The organism is Gardnerella sp. DNF00497B, from assembly GCF_049262725.1.
Lineage (GTDB): Bacteria > Actinomycetota > Actinomycetes > Actinomycetales > Bifidobacteriaceae > Bifidobacterium > Bifidobacterium leopoldii.
The window spans coordinates 602,950-624,311 of the sequence record NZ_CP058400.1; the positions used below are offsets into that span (position 1 = coordinate 602,950).

Annotated in this window: 12 protein-coding genes and 1 riboswitch; of the genes, 8 read left to right on the top strand and 4 right to left on the bottom strand. The window is 43.2% G+C overall.

Annotation, left to right across the window (positions count from 1 at the left end; all coding sequences use genetic code 11):
* The first annotated feature begins 166 nt into the window (after positions 1–166).
* From HXT26_RS02140 to HXT26_RS02150, 3 genes are all read left to right on the top strand, one after another.
* On the top strand, positions 167–997 hold the full coding sequence (locus tag HXT26_RS02140; protein WP_004106351.1) for an inositol monophosphatase family protein: 831 nt from the start codon (positions 167–169) through the stop codon (positions 995–997).
* Between the two features lie 400 nt (positions 998–1,397).
* On the top strand, positions 1,398–7,409 hold the full coding sequence (locus tag HXT26_RS02145; protein ID WP_422112089.1) for a hypothetical protein: 6,012 nt from the start codon (positions 1,398–1,400) through the stop codon (positions 7,407–7,409).
* Between the two features lie 235 nt (positions 7,410–7,644).
* The gene (locus HXT26_RS02150; protein WP_004106348.1) at positions 7,645–8,181 is read left to right on the top strand and encodes a peptidylprolyl isomerase; all 537 of its coding nucleotides are present in this window, start codon (positions 7,645–7,647) and stop codon (positions 8,179–8,181) included.
* A 311-nt stretch (positions 8,182–8,492) separates the two neighbouring features.
* Here the strand turns inward: HXT26_RS02150 and thiC are convergent, their stop codons facing one another.
* The 4 genes from thiC to HXT26_RS02170 form a co-directional block, all read right to left on the bottom strand.
* The gene (thiC, locus tag HXT26_RS02155) at positions 8,493–11,150 is read right to left on the bottom strand and encodes a phosphomethylpyrimidine synthase ThiC (RefSeq protein ID WP_004119078.1); all 2,658 of its coding nucleotides are present in this window, start codon (positions 11,148–11,150) and stop codon (positions 8,493–8,495) included.
* Positions 11,148–11,253: riboswitch (TPP riboswitch) on the bottom strand. Its footprint overlaps the gene before it by 3 nt.
* Positions 11,254–11,317: 64 nt before the next feature.
* Positions 11,318–11,998, bottom strand: a complete 681-nt coding sequence (locus HXT26_RS02160) for a methionine ABC transporter permease (RefSeq protein WP_004106344.1) — start codon at positions 11,996–11,998, stop codon at positions 11,318–11,320.
* Positions 11,999–12,000: 2 nt separating this feature from the next.
* A complete protein-coding gene (locus HXT26_RS02165; protein WP_004119080.1) occupies positions 12,001–12,825 on the bottom strand; it encodes a methionine ABC transporter ATP-binding protein in 825 nt (274 codons plus the stop codon).
* A gap of 181 nt (positions 12,826–13,006) precedes the next feature.
* The gene (locus HXT26_RS02170) at positions 13,007–13,840 is read right to left on the bottom strand and encodes a MetQ/NlpA family ABC transporter substrate-binding protein (protein WP_004106340.1); all 834 of its coding nucleotides are present in this window, start codon (positions 13,838–13,840) and stop codon (positions 13,007–13,009) included.
* A gap of 221 nt (positions 13,841–14,061) precedes the next feature.
* On the opposite strand from HXT26_RS02170, the gene HXT26_RS02175 reads away from it, so the two are divergent.
* The 5 genes from HXT26_RS02175 to HXT26_RS02195 all read left to right on the top strand — a co-directional run bounded on the left by HXT26_RS02175 (position 14,062) and on the right by HXT26_RS02195 (position 21,334).
* A complete protein-coding gene (locus HXT26_RS02175) occupies positions 14,062–15,759 on the top strand; it encodes an NAD+ synthase (protein WP_410294736.1) in 1,698 nt (565 codons plus the stop codon).
* Between the two features lie 117 nt (positions 15,760–15,876).
* Positions 15,877–18,252, top strand: coding sequence for a formate C-acetyltransferase (gene pflB, locus HXT26_RS02180; protein WP_410295832.1), 2,376 nt, complete (start codon positions 15,877–15,879; stop codon positions 18,250–18,252).
* A 110-nt stretch (positions 18,253–18,362) separates the two neighbouring features.
* Positions 18,363–19,244 (top strand): pyruvate formate-lyase-activating protein, encoded by an 882-nt coding sequence (gene pflA / locus HXT26_RS02185; protein ID WP_004106335.1) that lies wholly within the window; start codon positions 18,363–18,365, stop codon positions 19,242–19,244.
* A 105-nt stretch (positions 19,245–19,349) separates the two neighbouring features.
* Positions 19,350–19,697, top strand: coding sequence for a hypothetical protein (locus HXT26_RS02190; protein WP_004106331.1), 348 nt, complete (start codon positions 19,350–19,352; stop codon positions 19,695–19,697).
* Between the two features lie 206 nt (positions 19,698–19,903).
* Entirely contained in the window at positions 19,904–21,334 is a 1,431-nt protein-coding gene (locus tag HXT26_RS02195) for an HRDC domain-containing protein (RefSeq protein ID WP_422112063.1), read from the top strand.
* The last annotated feature ends 28 nt before the right edge of the window (positions 21,335–21,362 follow it).

Sequence of the window (21,362 nt, forward strand, 5' to 3'; positions counted from 1 at the left end):
TAAAGATTAATGATTAAATTTTTTTGTGAAAGTTCTGTATCTTTTAACCACAGAGCTTAAATGTGTTGGTGAATCTTTCTATTAAGTGAGTAAAATAAAGTTAATTTATAGGAGAGAGAGTGTGCATAAATACGGGAATTTATGCATTTAGGGTAGGGAGTGTAAGTTGAATTTACGAGAGGTTGCGCTTGAAGTTGCGCGTATTTTGGAAGATGTTGGTAAACATGCGTATCAGGATCAATTAAGCCCTCAAGATATGACGTCGATTGCGTTGGGTGATCCTAATAAATCTGAATCTGGTTTTGGCGATAAGCTCGTGCGTTTTATTCAAAATCGTTTGACTTATGTGAATCCTTTCCAAGGTTTTTGGCAAACTAGGCCGGAGCAGTGCAATCCGGGAGACCGTTTTTGGTGTGTTGGAAACGTTGACGGCGCTATTAATTTTAATCGCGATATGGCTGAGTGGACTCTTACGGTTTCGCTTTTTGAGTTTAACGATGAAGGCTCCGCTCGTCCGGTTCTTGGCGTTGTGCACGCTCCTGCGTTGGGATTGACTTATTTGGCTGCAAAGGGTCAGGGTGCTATTCGTATTCGTAGGACTCCGCAAGGAGAGAAGCGCGAGAAGATTACGCCTTCCACAACTTCTACTTTGCAAGGATCTGTGGTTTGTTACGGAATGTCTTATATACCTGGTGAATCTAAGCGCGCACTTGGCGTAGTTGCTTCTGTTGAAGAAGGATGCCCTGCGGATATTAAGCGTATTGGGCCTGCGTCGCTCGACTTGTGCAAGGTGGCAGATGGCACTTATGACGCTTATTTTGAGCCTCACTTGCATTATTGGGATATTCCAGCTGTTTCTGCTGGTGCTGTGGTTGTGGAAGAGGCGCAGTGCCAGATGTGCCAGTGGGATGGAAGCCCTATTCATTGGCGCAAGGAAAATGATGTGGTTGCTTCTAATGGCTTGCTTATTAAAGAGTTAAAGCCGTATCTTAAGTAACTAATAATCTTGCGTAAGTAGCTAATAGTCTTACGTAAGTAGCTAATAGTCTTGCGGCGTGTCGTAATTATTTAATAAATATTATGACGTCTTATCATGCAATTTATGCGCAAATCCATGCTGTAGTGAAATAAAGACACAAAATTATAGTGTAAAAAGGTTTGCAATGTATGAATATGTGAGTATCATACAACCTGTATGAGTGTCAGTTTGCACATTTTTATGCATATTGAAACGTATTAAGAGAGTATGAAGCGTTGTGTAAATAGCAAATTGGTATGAAACAAAGAAGCGAATGCTAATTTATTGGCTGCCGCATGATTGCATATTACAAATTATGCATAAGCAGAAACATAAAGAAGACACATTATTGAAGTGAGGAATAATGGCGAAGAAGATCATGAATGCAAAGCATCTTGCTGATTTGCAAAAGTCTATGCAAAAGTCTAGTAACAGCGTTATTTACGCGCCACTTTCTAAGAGTGTGTGCGCTGCGATGCTTGCCGGTGCAATGGTGCTTGGGGGGGGGGTATTCGTTTCTACTCCTTTGCCTGCATATGCTGACGGTTATGTAAGTGGTGACGGTGCTCGCGTTTATTACGGCTACAAAGCTGACGCTGATTACAGTAAAGAGCGTTTGCTGATTAAAGTAACGTATTATAGAACTAAGGCTGATGCGCTTAAAGGTGGAAACGATGGTGTTGATCCGCTTGGTAAGTTTGTGCGCGTTGAATATACTTCTAATAATCCTGAGGATGTCAATAAACAACCAGATAAGTGGGCTTTAAGACCGACTTGGTGGTTTGGTGTGCCAAATGGTTTGAAAGCAGATACGATTTCTCAAATTCGTTTGGTAAGGAATGAGCGAGGAACTCAGGAGGCTTCTAGTCCAGCTACTCCTGGCGCTAAAAAGTTGAAAGATGCTTCAAGAAAAGGCTATGTTGTAGCAAGCGACCACACGTATAACAACATAGATCAGTGGAAGCACAGTGTTTCGCGCGATTATTACTCTGGTAGCGACAAGACCATCGATGGCAAGGGTTGGCAGCGTATGGTCGGTATTACTAAGAATGAGAAAGATTACGATAATTCTGGTAATACCAAAGGTCAGTGGAATATTTATAAGGATAGTAGTGCTAACGGTCTCCAGGGTATTTTTGCTGACTGGGAGTCTGCTGGTCAACGCTACTACGAAATGTCGTATGTAGCAGAAATGACGGATGATGCTTGGAAGCAGCGCGACCAGAAGCCGCTATTGTTTGTTGCAGGCATTTACCGCGGTGTTGGTAATTGGCGTTACGTTGCAGGCAGCACGATGCGTGCACCAAAGATTGCTGATCATTTGGAATTGAAATATCCTAAGCCGACGCCTGTAAAGGATCTTGAAAAGCTTGATAGTGATGAACAGGAAGCAGTAAAAACTGCTATTAATGATGCTAATAAGAGTAAAGATCAAGACAATCCAAATCTGTTTGATAAGCTGGTAGTAAAAGACGGCGTTAGTGTTGATGCTAAAGGTAATGCGACTATTACTTTTACAGACAACACTAAGCGCGTTATGCCAGCTAGCTTATTGGTATTAAAGAACGAAACCGATAAAGACAAGTACAAGCCAACGCTTCCAGTTCGTACGCCTGTAGTGAAGTTGTCGAAGCTTACTGATGACGAAAAAACTAAAGTTCGTCAAGCGATTATTGATGCCAATGGTAAGGAAACTCCAAATGAGTTCTTGAAGCATGTGAAGCAAACCAATAATCAGTATGACTTCAAAGTTAATGATAATGGTTCTGTAGAAGTTACGTACGAGGATGGTTCAAAACTTACGATTCCTTCTACAGATTTGGTGTATCAAGGTGCAACTATTGCCGATTGGGCGCCGTATCGCGTTCCAGTTCCTACGGAAGTAGATGACCCATCTCAGGCATTAACTGAAGAGCAAAAGACTGCTATTGCGTCGGCATTTGATGAAGCAAATAAGAGTTTCCCTGTTTATCAAGCTGCTAAAAAGCATAACAATAATACGTCTCCTGTAACGTTTGATAACAAAAACAATGCTGTAATTACTTGGGAAGATGGTTCACAAACTACCATTCCTGCTTGGATGTTCTTGAAGAAGAAGCCGACGCAAGCTACAAAGCCTGAGCAAAAGCAAACTACCAAAGAGTTTACGGTTGATTTGCCAGCAACACCTGCGGAAGTTACTTTCGATCCATTTGATAAGAATGCAACAGTTGATCAGAATCAACTTACCAACCTTGAAGCATCATTGCAAGCTTTAACAGCTAAGGACGCAAGCGATAGTAATAAGACTGTAACTCTTACTTCTGCAAAGATTGATATTGCAACTGGCACTGTAACTTTTAAAGCTAAAGGATATGAAGATAGAAAGTATCCAATCGGCATCTTCTATAAGAAGCAGTCAACTGGATCTGGTACTCAGAATCCTACGCAAAAAAATGAAGAGACTAAGGATGGATATAAATATAAAATTCCTCATGTCAACATTGCTGGTGATTCTCCAACGTTAGCAGAAGGGCAAGAGGCTCTTAAGCAGTTCGTTACGTTGAATTACGATGGGGCGGTTCCTAAAATAAAGTACGACGGTAGTAGTAGTACTATCACGATTGAGGATTCTGGTTTAACTGCAAAAGACCCATCAATGACTCCTTATGGTGGTAATGGAGATGGTCATATTGTAGACGTAATGGTTTCTCATTTGGGAGACATTACAATTAATTATGATCCTACACCTGCGAAGGATAAAGATGATCCTAACGATCACGATACGACGCTACAGATACGTATTAATAGCGAAGATATTTACATCAAGAAGAATAACAATAAAGACAACACCATTGATCAGTTGAAGGCTCTTGCTAAGCAGCTTTTGAATGAAAAGAAGAATCTTACTAAATCTGACTTTACAAGAGCTGGTTTAGATAAAGATAAAATAACTGATAATGCTATTGATAAGATGACTGATGCTGGAGAGCTTCGTGATCTTATTAAGAAGCTGAGTGAAGCAAAGCATGCTGATCGTACGTACAATTCTGCTGGTGACGTTGTTGTTGACGATCCAACCAAGCTTACTGAAGATGATTTCAAGAAGGCTGTGGAAGCGTTTGTAAAAGCTAACTACGATAAGAGCGACAATTTCCATGCTAATGATGTCACTACAGCTTTACCTACTGATTTAACTCCAAAGTCTGGCACTGTTGACATGGAGATTGCTGACGATAATATCAAGTCAGTTACTTCCAGTGAAACCGATAGTAAAAAAGACTATAAGTCAATGGTATTTAAGGATGCCAAGGGTGCTCAGCTTTTCACTGTTGCTATTAGCTACAAGAAGAAGGAAGAAACTCCAAAGCTTAGCGACGATGAGCTTAAGGAGATGAGAAAGCAAGCTAAGGAGACTATCGATCATAATCCAAATCTGACTAAAACGGATAAGGAAGGTTTTGATAATCGTATTGCTACAGCAACTACTGCTGAGCAGATTCAAGAGATTTTGAAGGAAGCTGCAGAGAAAGCTGCTGAAAACGCAAAATCTACAGATCCAACAGTTAGTAACGAAATAAGCGGCAATCAGAAGGGTACTGACGCTGAGAATCAGAAGAAACTTGATGCCGCTAAAGAAGCTGCCAAGAAAGCAATCGAAGCTCTTAAGAATTTGTCAAAGGAACAAAAGACGGAGTTTGAGAATCAACTTGACGGTGATGGTGTTAAGACTCCTGCAGACGTCCAGAAGATTGTTGATGCTGCAAAGCTAGCAGACGAGCTTAAGGGTGCTAAGGATGAAGCGCAAAAAGCAACGTTTGTGTTCCTCGATCACGGTAAGGGTGGAAAAGATGATTCGTCTGATCCAAACCACGCTGAGGATGCTGCTCTTAATGAATTGCTCGGCGGAACTCCTAGTAAGGATCAAACGCTCACCGAGTTGGAAAATGCTCTAAAGGACAATAATGCTACTGCAGAAAGCATCAACAAGGCTCTTGCAAAAGCAAAGCTACAGAATACAAGTAACGAGCAGAATGCCAAGAATGCTGGTATTGCGAAGCTTGAAGCTAAGAAAGCAGAGCTTGTTGCAGCATATAATGCTTTAAGTGCTGATCAACAGACGAAAGCTAAAGATAAGTATGATGCTGCTATTAAAGCTATTGATGATGCTGAATCTGCTGTTAACAAAGCAACTAAGCCTTCTGAAATCAAGAAGGCTGTTGATGGCGTAGATACTTCGCTTAATGCTGCTAAGGAAGATATCAAGAATAATACGCCTAAGCGCGATACTTCTAGTATCACCAACGATCAAGATTCTGCACTTGCCGAAGAGAAGAAAGCTGCTCATGATCGTGTCAATAAGACTAATCTCTCTCCAGAGGAAAAGAAGCAGTACAATGATGCAATCGATGCTTCAACAAAGCTTGGCGACCCAACTGGTATTGCTAACCGAGCTGAAAAGCATCAAAAGATTGAGGATGCTAAGAAGCAGATTGCTGATCTTAAGTATTTGAACAAGGCTCAAAAGCAGTATTATGAGGATCTTCTTGATAGCACTGATGCTTCTGATCATGCTGACGGCAAGGATGACATCGATGATGCTCTTGAGCAAGCGTTGAACTTGAACGGTGTGATGAAGCGTTTGGCTGATCTTGCTACGAGTGCAGACGCGCTTAAGAAAGATGATAAAGATAAAAAGTATTCTTCTGCTGAGCAAACTAAGAAGGATGCTTTCGATGCTGCTTTGAAGGCTGCAAACACTCAACTAGATAAGGTTGATGGCGCAGACAGCGACAATATTAACGCTGACGGTGCTAACGCTTTGTACAACGATTTGCTTACAGCTATGCAAGGCCTTGATAGCACTGTTAAGGGTGTTGGTTTGTACACTGACGACTTGCAAAAAGAATACGATGCTGATGTTGCTTTGAAGGATAATCCTGTATACAAGAATGCAACTAAGAATGTGAAGGAAGTATTCGACAAAGCTCTTGAAGCTGCAAAAGCTGCTCTTGAAAATGCAACAAAGAATCCAACTGCGCTTGGTGCTGATGCTGCAGTTCAGCAGAATGCAATCGGTGCTGCTCTTGCTAACTTAGTGAATGCTCGCAAGGCTCTTGACGGCATTGATACAACTGCATTGCAAGCTGAAGTCGACAAAGATAAGCCTTTGAAGAATGATGTGAAGTATAAGAATGCTTCTGATGATAAGAAAAAGGCTTTCGATAAGGCGCTTACGGCGGCTGAAGATGCAATTGCGGATGCTGAGGGCAGGAAACAGTTGGCTGCCGGCGAGGATCCAAAGACTCAAGAACAGAAGCAAAAAGCTGTTAATGATGCATTGGCTGCATTGCAGAATGCTGCTAAGGATCTTGATGGTAAGGAACAAAAGCCAACCCCGGCTCCTTCTGTTGATAAGAGTGATTTGAAGGCTCTTGTTGATGCTGCTGGGCAGGTGAAGGATTCTGACGCGTATAAGTATGCTGATGCTGATAAGCAGGGTGCTTACGATAAGGCTATTAGTGATGGTCAAAGCGTGTTAGCTAAGACTGATGCTACGGCTGATGAGGTTGCTAACGCTGTTCAGGCTATTACTACTGCTAAGACTGCGTTGGACGGTAAGAAGCCAACCCCAACTCCAACCCCAACTCCAATCCCAACTCCAACCCCAACTCCACTGCCGAGCCCAAGCCCGCTGCCAACGCCTGGTGCTGGAACTGGTAATGCTGGAACCGGCAATACAGGAACTGGTGATACTGGTTCTGGTTCTGAAGCTGGTTATGGTGTGAATGATAATGCGCCTACTACTGTGGATAAGGGTGAGTTGAATGTTCAGATTCAGGGTGCTGAGTCTGATTCGCAGCCTGGAAATGCTGGTAACGGTAACGCTGGTGCTGGTGCTAATACTGGTAATTCTGCCAACGTAGCTGGTAACGCTGGTGCTGGCGTAAACTCTGGTAATGCAGGTAACGCTGCTAACACCAATGCTGCCAACGCTAACGCTAATAATGCTAATGGCGTAAATTCTGCTGCTGTGAATGCTGCTGTTGAGAATAATCTGGCTGTGAAGCAGGCGGATGCTCAAGTTGTTAAGGCTCAGGCTGTTGTGAATGCTGCTTTGGCTGAGGCTAAGAAGGTTGCTGCTGATCCTAACGCTACTCAGGCTCAGGTTGATGCTGCGGTTCAGAATCTTTCTGCTGCTCGTAAGGCTTTGGCTGCTGCTAAGGCTCATGCGGCTGATGTTCGTGCTTCTGTGCGCGCTCAGGTGTTGAAGAGTGGTAGTGTTGCTCAGCTTAGTAAGACTGGTAGTGACGTGTCTGTGTTTGGCTTGTTTGCTGCAACTCTTAGTGCTGCTGGTGCTGCGCTTTTCTCGGCTAAGCGTCGTGGTACTTCTCGTCATAGTAATAAGTAGAATATTTGCTAGCTGGTCTGGTTATTGCAGATCAGCTAGTTTAGAGCTGCTTAATGCTTGCTTAATTGTATTCAGTAAGTTTGCTGAGTATTGGGTTAATTAGCATAATGAAGTTAATGTAAAACGTGCCTTACTTTGCGTCTTTCTTTACTACGCAAAGTGAGGCATTTTTGTATGCGAATATTTTTATCTAACACGAATTGAAACAGTCTTGAAAATATGGGAGAATTACCACATGACTACAGTTATTATGCATACTTCTGAAGGCGATATAAAAATCAATTTGTTTGACAGTAACGCGCCTGAAACCGTCAAAAATTTTGTTGGCTTAGCTACCGGCGAGCGTGAGTGGCTTGACCCATTCAGTGGAAAACCTTCGCATGAGCCATTTTACGATGGTTTAACTTTCCACCGCATTATTAAGGACTTCATGATTCAGGGTGGCTGCCCACTTGGTAACGGAACTGGCGGTCCTGGATACGAGTTTGACGATGAAATTGACGCATCCTTGAAGTTTGATAAGCCTTATTTGCTCGCTATGGCAAATGCTGGAAAGCGTCGCGGTCGTGACGGTCGTTTGCATGGCACTAACGGTTCGCAGTTCTTCATTACAACTGTGCCAACTCCATGGCTTGACGGTCACCATACAATTTTCGGCGAAGTTGCTGACGATGAATCGAAGGCGGTTGTCGATAAGCTCGAGGCTGTCGCAACTGATCGATCTGATGCTCCTCTTGAGCCTGTAGGTATTATTTCTATTGAAGTTTTGTGATTAAACATTATGTGATTTAATATTCTTTAATACTACAGTTCTCAATTACTAATCCGACATTTTCTATACGCTTGTGTACAGAAAAGGTCGGATTTTTGCTGTAAGGCGGCAGAAACTTTACAAGCGTGCAACGAAAAGGTCGGATTAATAGAATCTAAATGCGAATATAAAGAAAGCGAGTCTTATAGCAAGCGTAATAGCTCACTATAAAACTCGCTTTGGTTTATATCAACCTTCTTCTATTGTTATCCGTTGTAAGTATTGTTATTGAAGCACTTGCAATTCAGTTTTTGCTTCCGTACTTCTGCATTTTATGCTTTCACGCTTTGATACAGCGATGAGCCGGATTCTTGGAACTTTTTGCTCATCTCTTTCATACCATCGGCAATTGCCTGACTGCGTGCTTCTTCAACGAGCTGCTCCTGCTGAGCTGCTCCGCCAAAACGCTTACGAATATTTTGCGAAATAGCCATCGAGCAGAACTTTGGTCCGCACATCGAGCAGAAGTGCGCCATTTTTGCCGGCTCTGCAGGAAGTGTTTCGTCGTGGAAGGCGATTGCGGTATCCGGATCGTAGCTTAAGTTGAACTGATCCAACCAGCGGAACTCAAAGCGAGCCTTACTGATTGCGTTGTCGCGATCCATAGCATGTGGATGGTGCTTAGCAAGATCAGCTGCGTGGCAAGCAATCTTATACGCAATCACGCCTTGCTTCACGTCGTCCTTATTAGGCAATCCCAAATGTTCCTTAGGAGTCACATAGCAAAGCATTGCAGTTCCGTATCGTGCAATCTCCACGCCACCAATTGCGGAAGTAATGTGGTCATAGCCCGGTGCGGTATCCGTAGTCAAAGGACCAAGCGTATAGAATGGAGCATTCTGGCAAATCGCCTTCTCCATCTCAATATTCATACGCACAGTGTCGAATGGCACGTGACCAGGGCCTTCAATCATCACCTGCACGTCATGCTTCCAAGCGATCTTCGTAAGCTCGCCAAGTGTCATAAGCTCGGAAAGCTGAGCCGCATCGTTAGCATCAGCCAAGCTACCTGGACGCAAACCATCGCCCAAAGAAAATGCAACATCATACTTTGCGAAAATCTCGCATAATTCTTCAAAATGCGTATACAAGAAGCTCTCTTGATGATGCTGCAAGCACCATTCAGCCATAATTGAGCCACCACGAGAAACAATACCGGTTACGCGGTTTGCAGTAAGCGGCACGTAGCGAAGAAGCACTCCAGCGTGAATAGTCATGTAGTCAACGCCCTGCTCGCACTGCTCAATAACAGTGTCGCGGAAAAGCTCCCAGCTGAGCTTAGAAGCGTCATCCTCAACTTTTTCCAAAGCCTGATACATTGGCACTGTTCCAATTGGCACAGGGGAGTTGCGCAAAATCCATTCGCGCGTTGTGTGAATATCGTTACCGGTGGAAAGATCCATAACGGTATCCGCACCCCACTTCGTAGCCCACGTAAGCTTTTCTACTTCTTCGTCGATAGATGACGTAACAGCAGAATTACCCATGTTTGCGTTGAGCTTAGTTAAGAAGCGCGAGCCAATAATCATAGGCTCAGCTTCAGGATGGTTAATATTGCAAGGAATTACAGCGCGTCCTGCTGCAATTTCTTCTCGAACTAGCTCTACATCGCAATTTTCGCGCGTTGCAACGTATTGCATTTCCGGAGTAGTAATTCCGTGACGAGCGTACCACATTTGCGTAATCGGATGATCTGCGCCCTTCATTGGCTTATGCGTGCGACCACGCCATTCTTTAGAAGCTTTGCCTCGCTTAATTGCGCGCTTGCCGTCGTCTTGAAGATTGCGCCTGCGACCCTCATATTCCACAACGTCACCGCGGTCGCGAATCCAGTCAAGTCGAAGCGGAGCCAAGCCTTCCTTCGGATCGCACTTTGGACCTTCAGTATTGTAATCCTTAAAAGGCGGGTTAGGACCTACGCCAGGAGTATCCGAAAGCTTAATTTCCGTATAAGGAACTTCCAAATCGTAAGAACCATATTCATACTCAAAATGAACTGGAGTTGTTTTGCGAATATGAGCTTTATCGCGCTGAGTGCAACCACGAGCTGCAATGTCAACTCGCTGTTGTTTAGCTAATTTCGCAGCATCCTTTGCTTCTTTAGCGTTAATAAAAGTTGGTTTCTTTTCTTGAGTTTCTGAAGATTTTGATTCAGAATTTTCTGCAACTATTACTCGCTTAGCGTAGCCGTGCTTTTCTTCGCCTCGCACAGCTTTCCAATGTTCAACAAACTCACGCATAGTTGATTCTGGTGTTTCTGAAGAATACAGTGCTTCAGAAACGAACCATCCTGCAGCCTTAGTGTGAGCGATTGTATCGATATCGTCGAGCGCAGTTCTTCCGCCAACTAGAACTGGGAAATCACTTGCGGAACAAATCGTATTAATTTTCGCTTCGTCCAGCGTTGTGTGGTTTGCTTCCAATTCGTAAGCGGCAGTAGTGCTTTCGCATCCTTCTTCAGGATTGTGCATTGCTGTTACGCAAATGTAATCAATGCATCCATCTGGCAGTTCGTTTATTACTTTAACTAAGCTTTCGGTTTCAACAGATAAGCCGATTACAGCATCTTCGCCAAGAAGTGCGCGAGCCTCTCTAGGCTCCATGTCGCTTTGTGCTAAATGCACTCCGTCAACTTTGATGCTTTGATTGCGAGCTTGCCAAACGACATCAACACGTTCATCGATAACAAAAGTTACAGAATCGCATTTGTTATTGTCTTCGATGATTTGTGCAATATCGCGTGCAATAGTAGTGATTTCTTTAGCGTTTTCATTGTTGCAATGAAGACGAATAAAAGTCGCTCCAGCGCGCAAAGCATCATCGACAATATCTGTAAGTGGACGATTATTACAAGCTTGTGGGTCTGCAATAAAGCAGGCACTTAGATTAAATTGATTACGCATTGATGCGTACGGATAATTCGATGTCATACTAAAATCGTTGCTCCCTACGTTGTATTAACTAACAGGTTCGAAGGGTTAGGCAAATTAATACCATCTCAGCCTTCTTTCGAAAGCACCCCTGCAAAATGTCGAATTACCAGTAAGTTTACACGATTATGTGCATTTAATTGGTGGTGGGTATGTTGCGAAATTCTTTAGCGTTCGTGATGATTGATTGCGCGTGAAATAAAATCTCCCAAGCTTTGCACAATCTGCACGAGGATAATGCAAAGAATAACAGCCACTGTCATCACATCGTATTGATAGCGCTGGTATCCGTATCGTATTGCAATATCTCCGAGTCCGCCTGCGCCAACTGTTCCAGCCATTGCGGAGAATCCAAAAAGCGTAATAAATGTAAGCGCAGCTCCGCGAATTAGCGAAGGTAAAGCTTCCCACAGCAACACTTTGCAAACAATTTGCAATTTGCTTGCTCCAAAGCTTTGTGCTGCTTCAATTAAGCTTCCGTCAACTTCGGCTAAAGATTGTTCAACTACTCTAGCAACGAATGGTGCAGCAGTAATTACCAGTGGCACAATAGCTCCAGGAACTCCCAAAGAAGTGCCAACTATGAGACGAGTAAAAGGAATTATTGCAACTAATAAAATAATAAACGGCACAGAACGCACGATGTTAACAATCCAGCCTAGAACTGCGTTAATTGGCGCGTTAGGGCAAATACCTTTTTTGTTTGATGTAATGAGAAGTACGCCAACTGGAAGTCCAATAAGGTATGCAAAAAGTGTTGCAACTGATGTCATTACGAGTGTGTCTTGCACGCCTTCAATAAGTAAGTCACCGTAGTCGTTAAAAAATTGTGTAGCAGCTTCTAACATTGTTATTTCACCTCATTGGTAAGCGCGTTTGTTTGTGCGTCTGTTGCCTCGTTTGCAAGCGTGTTTGTAGTTTTAGCACGATGATTTTCTTGTTTTTCATCTGCAATAAGAGTTCGCAAAATATCGCTTTGTGGATTTGCAAAAAGCGTATCCGTGTCACCTAATTCCACAATGCGTCCGCCATCAATCATTGCAACTCGGTCGCAAATATTTCGTGCTACAGCCAGCGAATGTGTAATAATAACAAGTGTTACGTTGAGTTCGCGGTTAATTCGGCGCAATAAATCAAGGATTTGCGCAGTAGTTGTGGAGTCCAGTGCGCTTGTTGCTTCATCGCAAAGCATAATCGACGGATTATTCGCCAATGCTCGTGCAATTGCTACGCGCTGCTGCTGTCCGCCTGAAAGTTGGCTAGGGTAGCGGTTTGCAAAATCTTTTAAACCAACTAAGTCAAGCAAGTAGTTTGCGCGTTCTTCTCGTTCCTTTTTTGCAGTGTGATTTAACTCTAATGGGAAAGTGACGTTTCGCAATACTGTACGTTGCTGGAAAAGGCTAAAATTCTGGAAAATCATGCCAATATTAGTGCGTACTTTTGCAAGTTCTTTATCTTTTACTTCGCTAATATCATTTCCGTCAACAATAATTTTGCCAGAAGTTGGTCGCTCAAGCAGATTCATGCAACGAACTAGCGAAGACTTTCCTGCACCAGAAGAACCAAGGATTCCGAATACTTCTCCCGATTCAATAGTCAGATTAATGTCGTGTAATGCTTCATTCGCTTTGCTACCTTTGCCGTAGCTTTTGTGAAGATGTTCGATCTGAATCATGCTTTTCCTTAACAGATTATTGCTTTCTGTGTGAAATATACTTCGTTACTAACTAGAGTTACTAACTAGCGTCATTAACTAGATTATTGACTAGCACGCACATTACGTATATTACACGCTTATAAAATAATGCCGCAAAGCATACACATGCGGCATTAGGTGGCTACATTGTGAGTATTATTTAGAAAACAGGAAGCACAGCGCCTTTGTAAGTTTTAGTAATATAGTCGCGCACTTCGCTTGTCTTCAAAGCTTTGAGTAAGGCTTTGATTTTTGCAAACTTTTCAGAGCCCTTCTTTACTACAATAATATTTTCATAAGTTTTAGCCGCAATGCCACCAACTTTTTCTGAAGTAAGTGGGTCTTTAGTTGGGTTAAAACCAGCTTGAATAGCGTAATTGCCATTCATGGCAGCAAGATCCACATCCTTAATGGCAGTAGGAACTGTTGCCGCTTCAAGTTCTTTAAACTTCAAATTCTTAGGATTCTCAGTAATATCTTTTGTAGTAGCGTTAATATCCTTTGGATTCTTCAACTTAATCAATCCAGCATCTTGCAAAAGAAGCAATGCGCGAGCCTCATTAGTAGGATCATTTGGAACTGCAACAGTTGCGCCATTTGCTAATGCTTTAATCGTCTTGGTTTTTCCTGGATACAATCCAAATGGTTCAAAATGAATTCCACCTACTGAAACAAGGTGAGTTCCCTTTTCCTTATTAAAGTTGTCAAGATAAGGCAAATGCTGATAGTAGTTTGCGTCAACTTCGCCTTCTTCAGTAGCTGTATTTGGCTGCACGTAGTCAGTAAATTCCTTTACTACTAGCTTGTAGCCTTCTTTTTGCAAGATTGGCTTTACAACCTTATTTAAGATTTCAGAATGCGGAGTAGGCGAAGCAGCAACAGTAATAGTTTTGTCATCCTTCGCTCCTGCTTTTGAGCTACCGCAGCCGCTTAAAGTGAAAGTCGCTAATGCTGCCAGTGCTGTAATTGATGCAATAACTTTAATTTTTCGCATATTTCCTGCTCCTTGTTCGGTGAAATTCGTTTAAAGTTAAATCCCCTTCGCGAGTAACGAATTATCAATATAGGCGAGAAAAATCAATAATTCTATACTTTGCTTATTAGTATTATTTATGACGTGTTAATAATTCGCATACTTGCAGTGTGGAAAGAGAAAAAATAAGTTTTTCAACACGTCGCTTACTTGCAATGAAGCTATCTACTAGACTGTAATGTATGAGTTTTTTGCGATTGGCGTTAGCGCAGATAGATACCTGCGTTGGGAATATTGATAGCAACGTTGAAAAAGTTTTGAAGTATGCTGCGCGCGCAAAGCAGTCGGGTGCTCGCATGGTTGTATTTCCTGAGATGACTTTGACTGGGTATCCTATTGAAGACCTCGCCTTGCGTGCCACGTTCCGCACAGCTGCACAAAAAGCTGCAGACTTGCTTGCATCAAAACTTTCAGAAGAAGGCTTGGGGGAGCTTTACGTAGTAGTTGGAACTGTTGGCTTTGACGAGTCTGCTGGAAAGCCTCGAAACAGGCTTCTCGTATTGCATGAAGGCAAATCTGTGTTGCAATACGACAAGCATTTCTTGCCAAATTATGGTGTTTTTGACGAGTTTCGTATTTTCTCTTCTGGCAATAAGTGTGAGCTGCTGGAAGTAGATGGAATACGTCTAGGTTTTGCTATTTGCGAAGATATTTGGCAAGACGGCGGTCCTGTTGCGCGTTTGGCAAAACTTGGTATCGATGCGCTAATAACTATGAACGGTTCTCCATATGAGGAAGGTAAAACTCATGTGCGTTTGAGTTTGGCTCAAAAGCGCGCTGTTGAAGTCAATGCGCCGGTTGTGTATGTGAACCAGGTCGGTGGTCAAGATGATTTGGTTTTTGACGGTGGAAGTTTTGTTGTTGATTCTGACGGAACTTTGCTTGAACGCTCGGCAATGTTTGCTGAAGATTTGTCGTTTGTTGATTTTGATAACTCGCTGAAAAAGCAGAAAGTTTCAAGCATTGCTTCAAAACTTGACGCAGACGAAGAAGTGTATTGTGCGTGTGTTGTAGGTCTTAGAGATTACATGCGTAAGAATGGTTTTAAGGGTGTGTGCTTAGGACTTTCTGGGGGAATTGATTCTGCTTTAGTAGCTACTATGGCTGCCGATGCTTGCGGCGGAGCAAATGTATATGGTATTTCTATGCCAAGCATGTACTCTTCGGACGGTTCTAAAGACGATGCGCGCGATTTAGCAGAGCGAATTGGCGCTCACTACGATGTGCAACCAATTGAACCGCTTTTTAAAGCTTTCCAATCACAACTTTCCTTAGAAGGAGTTGCTGCAGAAAACTTGCAAGCTCGCGTTCGTGGCGTAATCGTAATGGCATATTCAAATTCGCGCGGTGTTTTGGCGCTCGCAACTGGTAATAAATCGGAGCTTGCTTGCGGATATTCTACTATCTATGGCGATGCGGTAGGAGGGTATGCTCCTATTAAGGATTTGCTTAAGACGCGCGTTTGGGCACTTTCTCGTTGGAGGAATCGCGCTGCGAATGCTGGAGTAGGTATTGGTATGCTGCCAATTGTTGGATATGAGGATTCTCAGAAAGCGAAAGCTCCGCAAGATGGCGTGCTTATTCCTGTTAATTCTATTATTAAGCCTCCGAGTGCAGAGTTGCGTCCAGGGCAAAAGGATTCTGATTCTTTACCTGAGTACGATTTGCTCGATCGTGTTTTAGAGGCTCATATTGAGCTTGCTCATGGTAGAGCAGATTTGCTTGCAGATGGTTTTGACGAGCATACTGTTGACACGGTTATGCGTTTAGTTGATCGCGCAGAATGGAAGCGCAGGCAGTATCCACTTGGACCAAAAGTAAGTGCTATTGCTTTTGGCAGGGATCGCAGAATGCCTGTTACCACAGCTTTTCGTGAATAAATGTGATGTATTTCACTAGATTTTTTGCAAAACTACTCGTGTATGCGTTTACCCATGCTTTAACATTGTTATTAGGGCAGCGTGAAGATGCGTTGCGGGTACAAAAGGAGTCTAAACATGACATCAGTTGATGCACCAGTTCTCAGTGAAGAGGATCTTCGTACCGAAGCGTGGAATGGTTTTACTGACGGCAATTGGAAGAAAGACATTGACGTACGCGACTTTATATTAAAGAACTATACGCCATATGAAGGTGACGAAAGCTTCTTGGCAAATGCCACTGAAAAAACGAAGCACATGTGGAAGTATCTCGACGACAACTACTTGGCTGTTGAACGTGAACGTCGTGTTTATGATGTTGAAACTCATATCCCAGCAGGCATTGATGCAATGCCAGCAGGCTACATTGAAAGCCCAGAAGTAGATAACGTAATCGTCGGTTTGCAAACTGATGAGCCTTGCAAGCGTGCTATGATGCCAAATGGCGGTTGGCGCATGGTTGAGCAGGCTATTAAAGAAGCTGGCAAGGAAGTAGATCCTCAAATCAAGAAGATCTTCACCGTCTACCGCAAGACTCATAACGATGGTGTATTTGGCGTTTACACCAAGAATATTAAGATTGCTCGCCACAACAAGATTTTGACCGGTTTGCCAGATGCTTACGGTCGCGGTCGTATTATTGGCGATTACCGTCGTGTGGCTCTTTACGGCGTGAACATGCTTATTGAGTTCAAGAAGCGCGACAAGGATTCGATTCCATACCGTAACGATTTTACCGAGACTGAAATTGAGCATTGGATTCGCTTCCGCGAAGAGCATGACGAGCAGATTAAGGCTTTGAAGCAGCTTATTAACTTGGGTAACGAGTACGGTTTGGATTTGACTCGTCCAGCTAAGACCGCTAAGGAAGCTGTTCAGTGGACTTACATGGGCTATCTTGCTTCTGTTAAGAGCCAGGATGGCGCTGCAATGAGCTTCGGTCGCGTTTCTGCATTCTTTGATTGCTACTTTGAGCGCGATTTGAAGGCAGGTTTAATTAACGAAACCGACGCTCAGGAAATTATTGATGCTCTTGTTATGAAGCTTCGTATTGTGCGCTTCTTGCGTACTAAGGATTACGACGCAATCTTCTCTGGTGATCCTTACTGGGCAACTTGGTCCGATGCAGGCTTCAGCGAGGACGGTCGCACTTTCGTAACCAAGACTTCGTTCCGTTTGCTCAACACTTTGACTCTTGAGCATTTGGGACCTGGTCCTGAGCCAAATATCACTATTTTCTGGGATCCAAAGCTCCCAGAAGCTTATAAGCGTTTCTGCGCACGAATTTCTATCGACACTTCTGCAATCCAGTACGAGTCCGATAAAGACATTCGTGAGCACTGGGGTGATGACGCTGCTATTGCTTGCTGCGTTTCTCCAATGCGCGTCGGTAAGCAAATGCAGTTCTTCGCTGCTCGCGTGAACTCTGCAAAAGCTTTGCTTTACGCAATCAACGGCGGTCGCGATGAAATGACCGGTATGCAGGTTATTGATAAGGGTGTTATTGACCCAATCAAGCCAGAAGCTGACGGTACTCTCGACTACGAGAAGGTTAAGGCTAACTACGAGAAGGCTTTGGAATGGCTTTCCGAAACCTATATTGAGGCTTTGAATATCATCCACTACATGCACGATAAGTACGCTTACGAGTCCATCGAAATGGCTTTGCATGATAGGGAAGTCTATCGTACGCTTGGTTGCGGCATGTCCGGTTTGTCTATTGCTGCAGATTCCTTGGCTGCTTTGAAGTATGCAAAGGTTTACCCAATCTACAACAAGGATGCTAAGACCATTGAAGGCCACGAGTACGAGTACATTGAGGGCGGCGACGACGACTTAATCGTTGGCTACAAGACTGTTGGCGAGTTCCCAATTTACGGTAACGACGACGATCGTGCAGACGACTTAGCTAAGTGGGTTGTGAGCACTGTTATGGGTCAGGTAAAGCGTTTGCCTGTGTACCGTAATGCTGTACCAACTCAGTCCATTTTGACTATCACTTCTAACGTTGAGTATGGTAAGAACACTGGTTCCTTCCCATCCGGTCACAAGAAGGGTACTCCGTACGCTCCAGGCGCAAACCCAGAAAACGGCATGGATTCGCACGGCATGCTTCCTTCGATGTTCTCCGTTGGAAAGATTGATTACGATGATGCTCTTGACGGCATTTCGCTTACGAACACCATTACTCCTGATGGTTTAGGTCGTGACGAAGACGAGCGCATCAGCAATTTGGTTGGCATTTTGGATGCTGGCAACGGTCACGGCTTGTACCACGCAAACATCAATGTTTTGCGTAAGGAACAGCTTGAAGATGCTGTTGAGCACCCAGAAAAGTATCCGCATTTGACGGTTCGAGTTTCCGGCTACGCAGTGAACTTCGTGAAGCTCACTAAGGAGCAGCAGCTCGACGTTATTTCTCGTACATTCCACCAGGGTTCAGTTACTGACTGATTTGGTCGATTGCTAAACACCGCCGGGAGCGAGGCTAGTTTCGCTCCCGGCTTTTGTTAATTGAGTATATTATTTATTATTTATTTATAAATAGTTTGGAGGGCAGTTAGATGGCTGAAAACACAGCGTTTCGTACTACTACTCAGCATATGCTCAAAGAGTCAAAAGAGTATGCTCGTCAAACTTTAATGGGTGGACTTTCCGGCTTTGAATCCCCAATTGGGCTAGATCGAAAAGATCGCCTTGTTGCTCTTAAAACAGGCGATATTGGGTTTGTGCATTCGTGGGATATTAACACTTCTGTTGATGGCCCGGGAACTCGTATGACAGTGTTTATGAGCGGTTGCCCGCTTCGCTGCCAGTACTGCCAAAATCCTGATACTTGGAAAATGCGCGACGGCAAGCCAGTCTACTTAGATGCGATGATTAAAAAAGTTGACCGTTATCAAAGTCTTTTTAAGGCAACAGGCGGCGGAATCACTTTTTCTGGCGGCGAGTCCATGATGCAACCAGCTTTTGTATCTAGAGTTTTTCGTGCTGCAAAAGAAATGGGCGTGCATACTTGCTTAGATACTTCGGGATTTTTGAATCGTAATTACACGGACGAAATGATTGAAGACATTGATCTTTGCCTTCTTGACGTTAAATCAGGAACTGAAGAAACGTATAAAAAAGTAACTGGCGGCTTGCTTCAGCCAACTATTGACTTTGGTCAGCGCTTGGCAAAGGCTGGTAAGAAGATTTGGGTGCGTTTTGTGCTTGTTCCAGGTTTGACTGACAGCGAAGAAAACGTTGAAAAAGTTGCTGAGATTTGCGATTCGTTTGGGGATGCTGTTGAGCATATTGACGTGCTTGGCTTCCATCAACTAGGTCGCCCAAAGTGGCATGAGCTTCGAATACCGTACCCTCTTGAGAATCAAAAAGGACCTTCTAGGGCACTAAAAGAGCGAGTTGTAAACCAGTTCAAAGACCACGGTTTTGTTGTGTACTAGACTGAACCTCGATGCGTTTTAGGCAATTTTTGCGTATTGTATTGTTTTTTTTTGAAGGATTTTTGTATAATTACACAAACACCCTTTTTAGAGAAAGGATACGCAATGAAGCGCAGAATAGGTTGTTGGATTGCATTAGCTTTTGCATTAGCGTTAGCTATTTTTGCACGGTGTAACGATCAGTTTGGCTTTGGCACAGCGCTTATTATTTTAATTGTTTTGCCGATAATTTTGTTGCCGATAAATATCGTTGCGGCTTTCGATAAGAAACTTCTTATTGAAGTGCCAATAATATCTATTGCTATAACCATTGCTACAGAACTTGCCACTTTCCCAATAAGAGATTTAGGTTTACATACTGTCTACGTTATCCCAACAGTTTTAGTTTCGGCAGTCGCATTTACTCTTACTAGATTCCTTAAAACCAAGCTTGTTAAGAGCATAACTCAATAAGATCAAACAATAAAACAGATTGATTATTTAATTGATTATTTATTTTTTGAATAGTCGTAGTTGTGTGCGAAAGTTGAAGCCGTGTTAAAAGATGCATAATCTATAACACGGCTTAAATATATCTTGCGCAACATTTTGCAAAAAGTACAGAATAAGTTGCAAAAAACGTAAGAATTTGGCTAAAGCATGCAAATCGGGAGGCGTACTTGAACGAGGAACCAAAGCTTTTAAAAGAGCCTAGAGAAGGAGTTCCAGAAGTCATTGATACGCTTGAAGCATATAAAGATTATTGCAGCTTGTTGGCAGCAGGCTCTGGTCCCTTAGCTGCAGATGCCGAGCGAGCTTCCGGTTTTAGATATGGTCATGAAGATTGGCTGATTCAGTTTAAACGCAAAGGTGCAGGAATAGGGTTACTGGATCCAATAGAACTTACAAAACTTGGAGCTGATTGGAACGAATTTAACAAGGCAGTAGGAGATGCGCCTTGGATTATCCACGATTCGATGCAAGATTTGCCAGGATTTTTCGATATTGGTTTGCGCCCGCGTGCTTTATTTGATACCGAGATAGCGGCTAAATTACTTGGTAGAAAGCGCTTCGGTTTAAGCTCTGTAACCGAATATTATTTGGGTTTGACCCTCGCAAAAGAACATTCTGCAGCGGATTGGTCTTATCGCCCACTTCCTAGAGATTGGCGAAATTACGCAGCTTTAGATGTTGAATTACTTATTGAGCTAGAAGAAGTAATGCGTAGCGAGCTAAAAAAGCAAGGTAAGCTTTCCTGGGCGGAAGAAGAATTTAAACACTTACTTAATAAGGGTGCACAAAAGAAAGCTCCGCATCCGCGTCCATGGCTTAAAATATCGCATATAAGTGTGCTTATGCACGATCGTGTTGGTTTAGTTATTGCGAAAGCATTGTGGCAAAAGCGAGATGCTTTAGCGCGTGAATATGATATTGCGCCAACTCTGCTACTTTCTGATGCTGCGATTATTGAAGCTGGTAAGCGTAAACCTAGTAATGCGCGCGCGTTTCGTGCTATTCGTTCTTTGAATGAGCGAGTGCGAATGCACACTGGCAGTGAGCAAGACAAAATGTTCGAGCGTTACGCTCCAATTCAGCGCAAAATTAAACCATCTATTTGGAAAAACGTTATAGAGAATGCTATTTTGCGCGCTAAATCTGGTGAAACAGCTATGGATGATGTGCATCCAGTATTACCGAATGGAGCTATTCAACTTAATTCGCGCGAATCTCGTAAAACGAGCGTACTTAAATCAACAGATACTGACGAGTCACAAGGTTCTAACGATTGTCAGGATTGCCATGATTCATCAGATTCGCAGTATTTACAGGATATGCAAGATTCACAAAGCGCTCCTAGATCTATGAAATATTGGCGAGAACATCACCCTAAGCGTTATGAGCGTTTACAAAGAGTAAAAGCTGAGTTAAATCAAATTTCTGAATACACTCATACTCCTGCAGAAATTATTATCAAACCACAGATTATTCGTAATCTTTGCTGGCATGATGATGCGCAAGATATTGATGTTAAAACATTCCTAAGTGAGCATGGTGCTCGAGATTGGCAAACCCGATTGGTAGCTGAGTCCGTAACTCGCGCTATCATGTAACGGTTGTGCCATACGGCAGAAGCTAGAA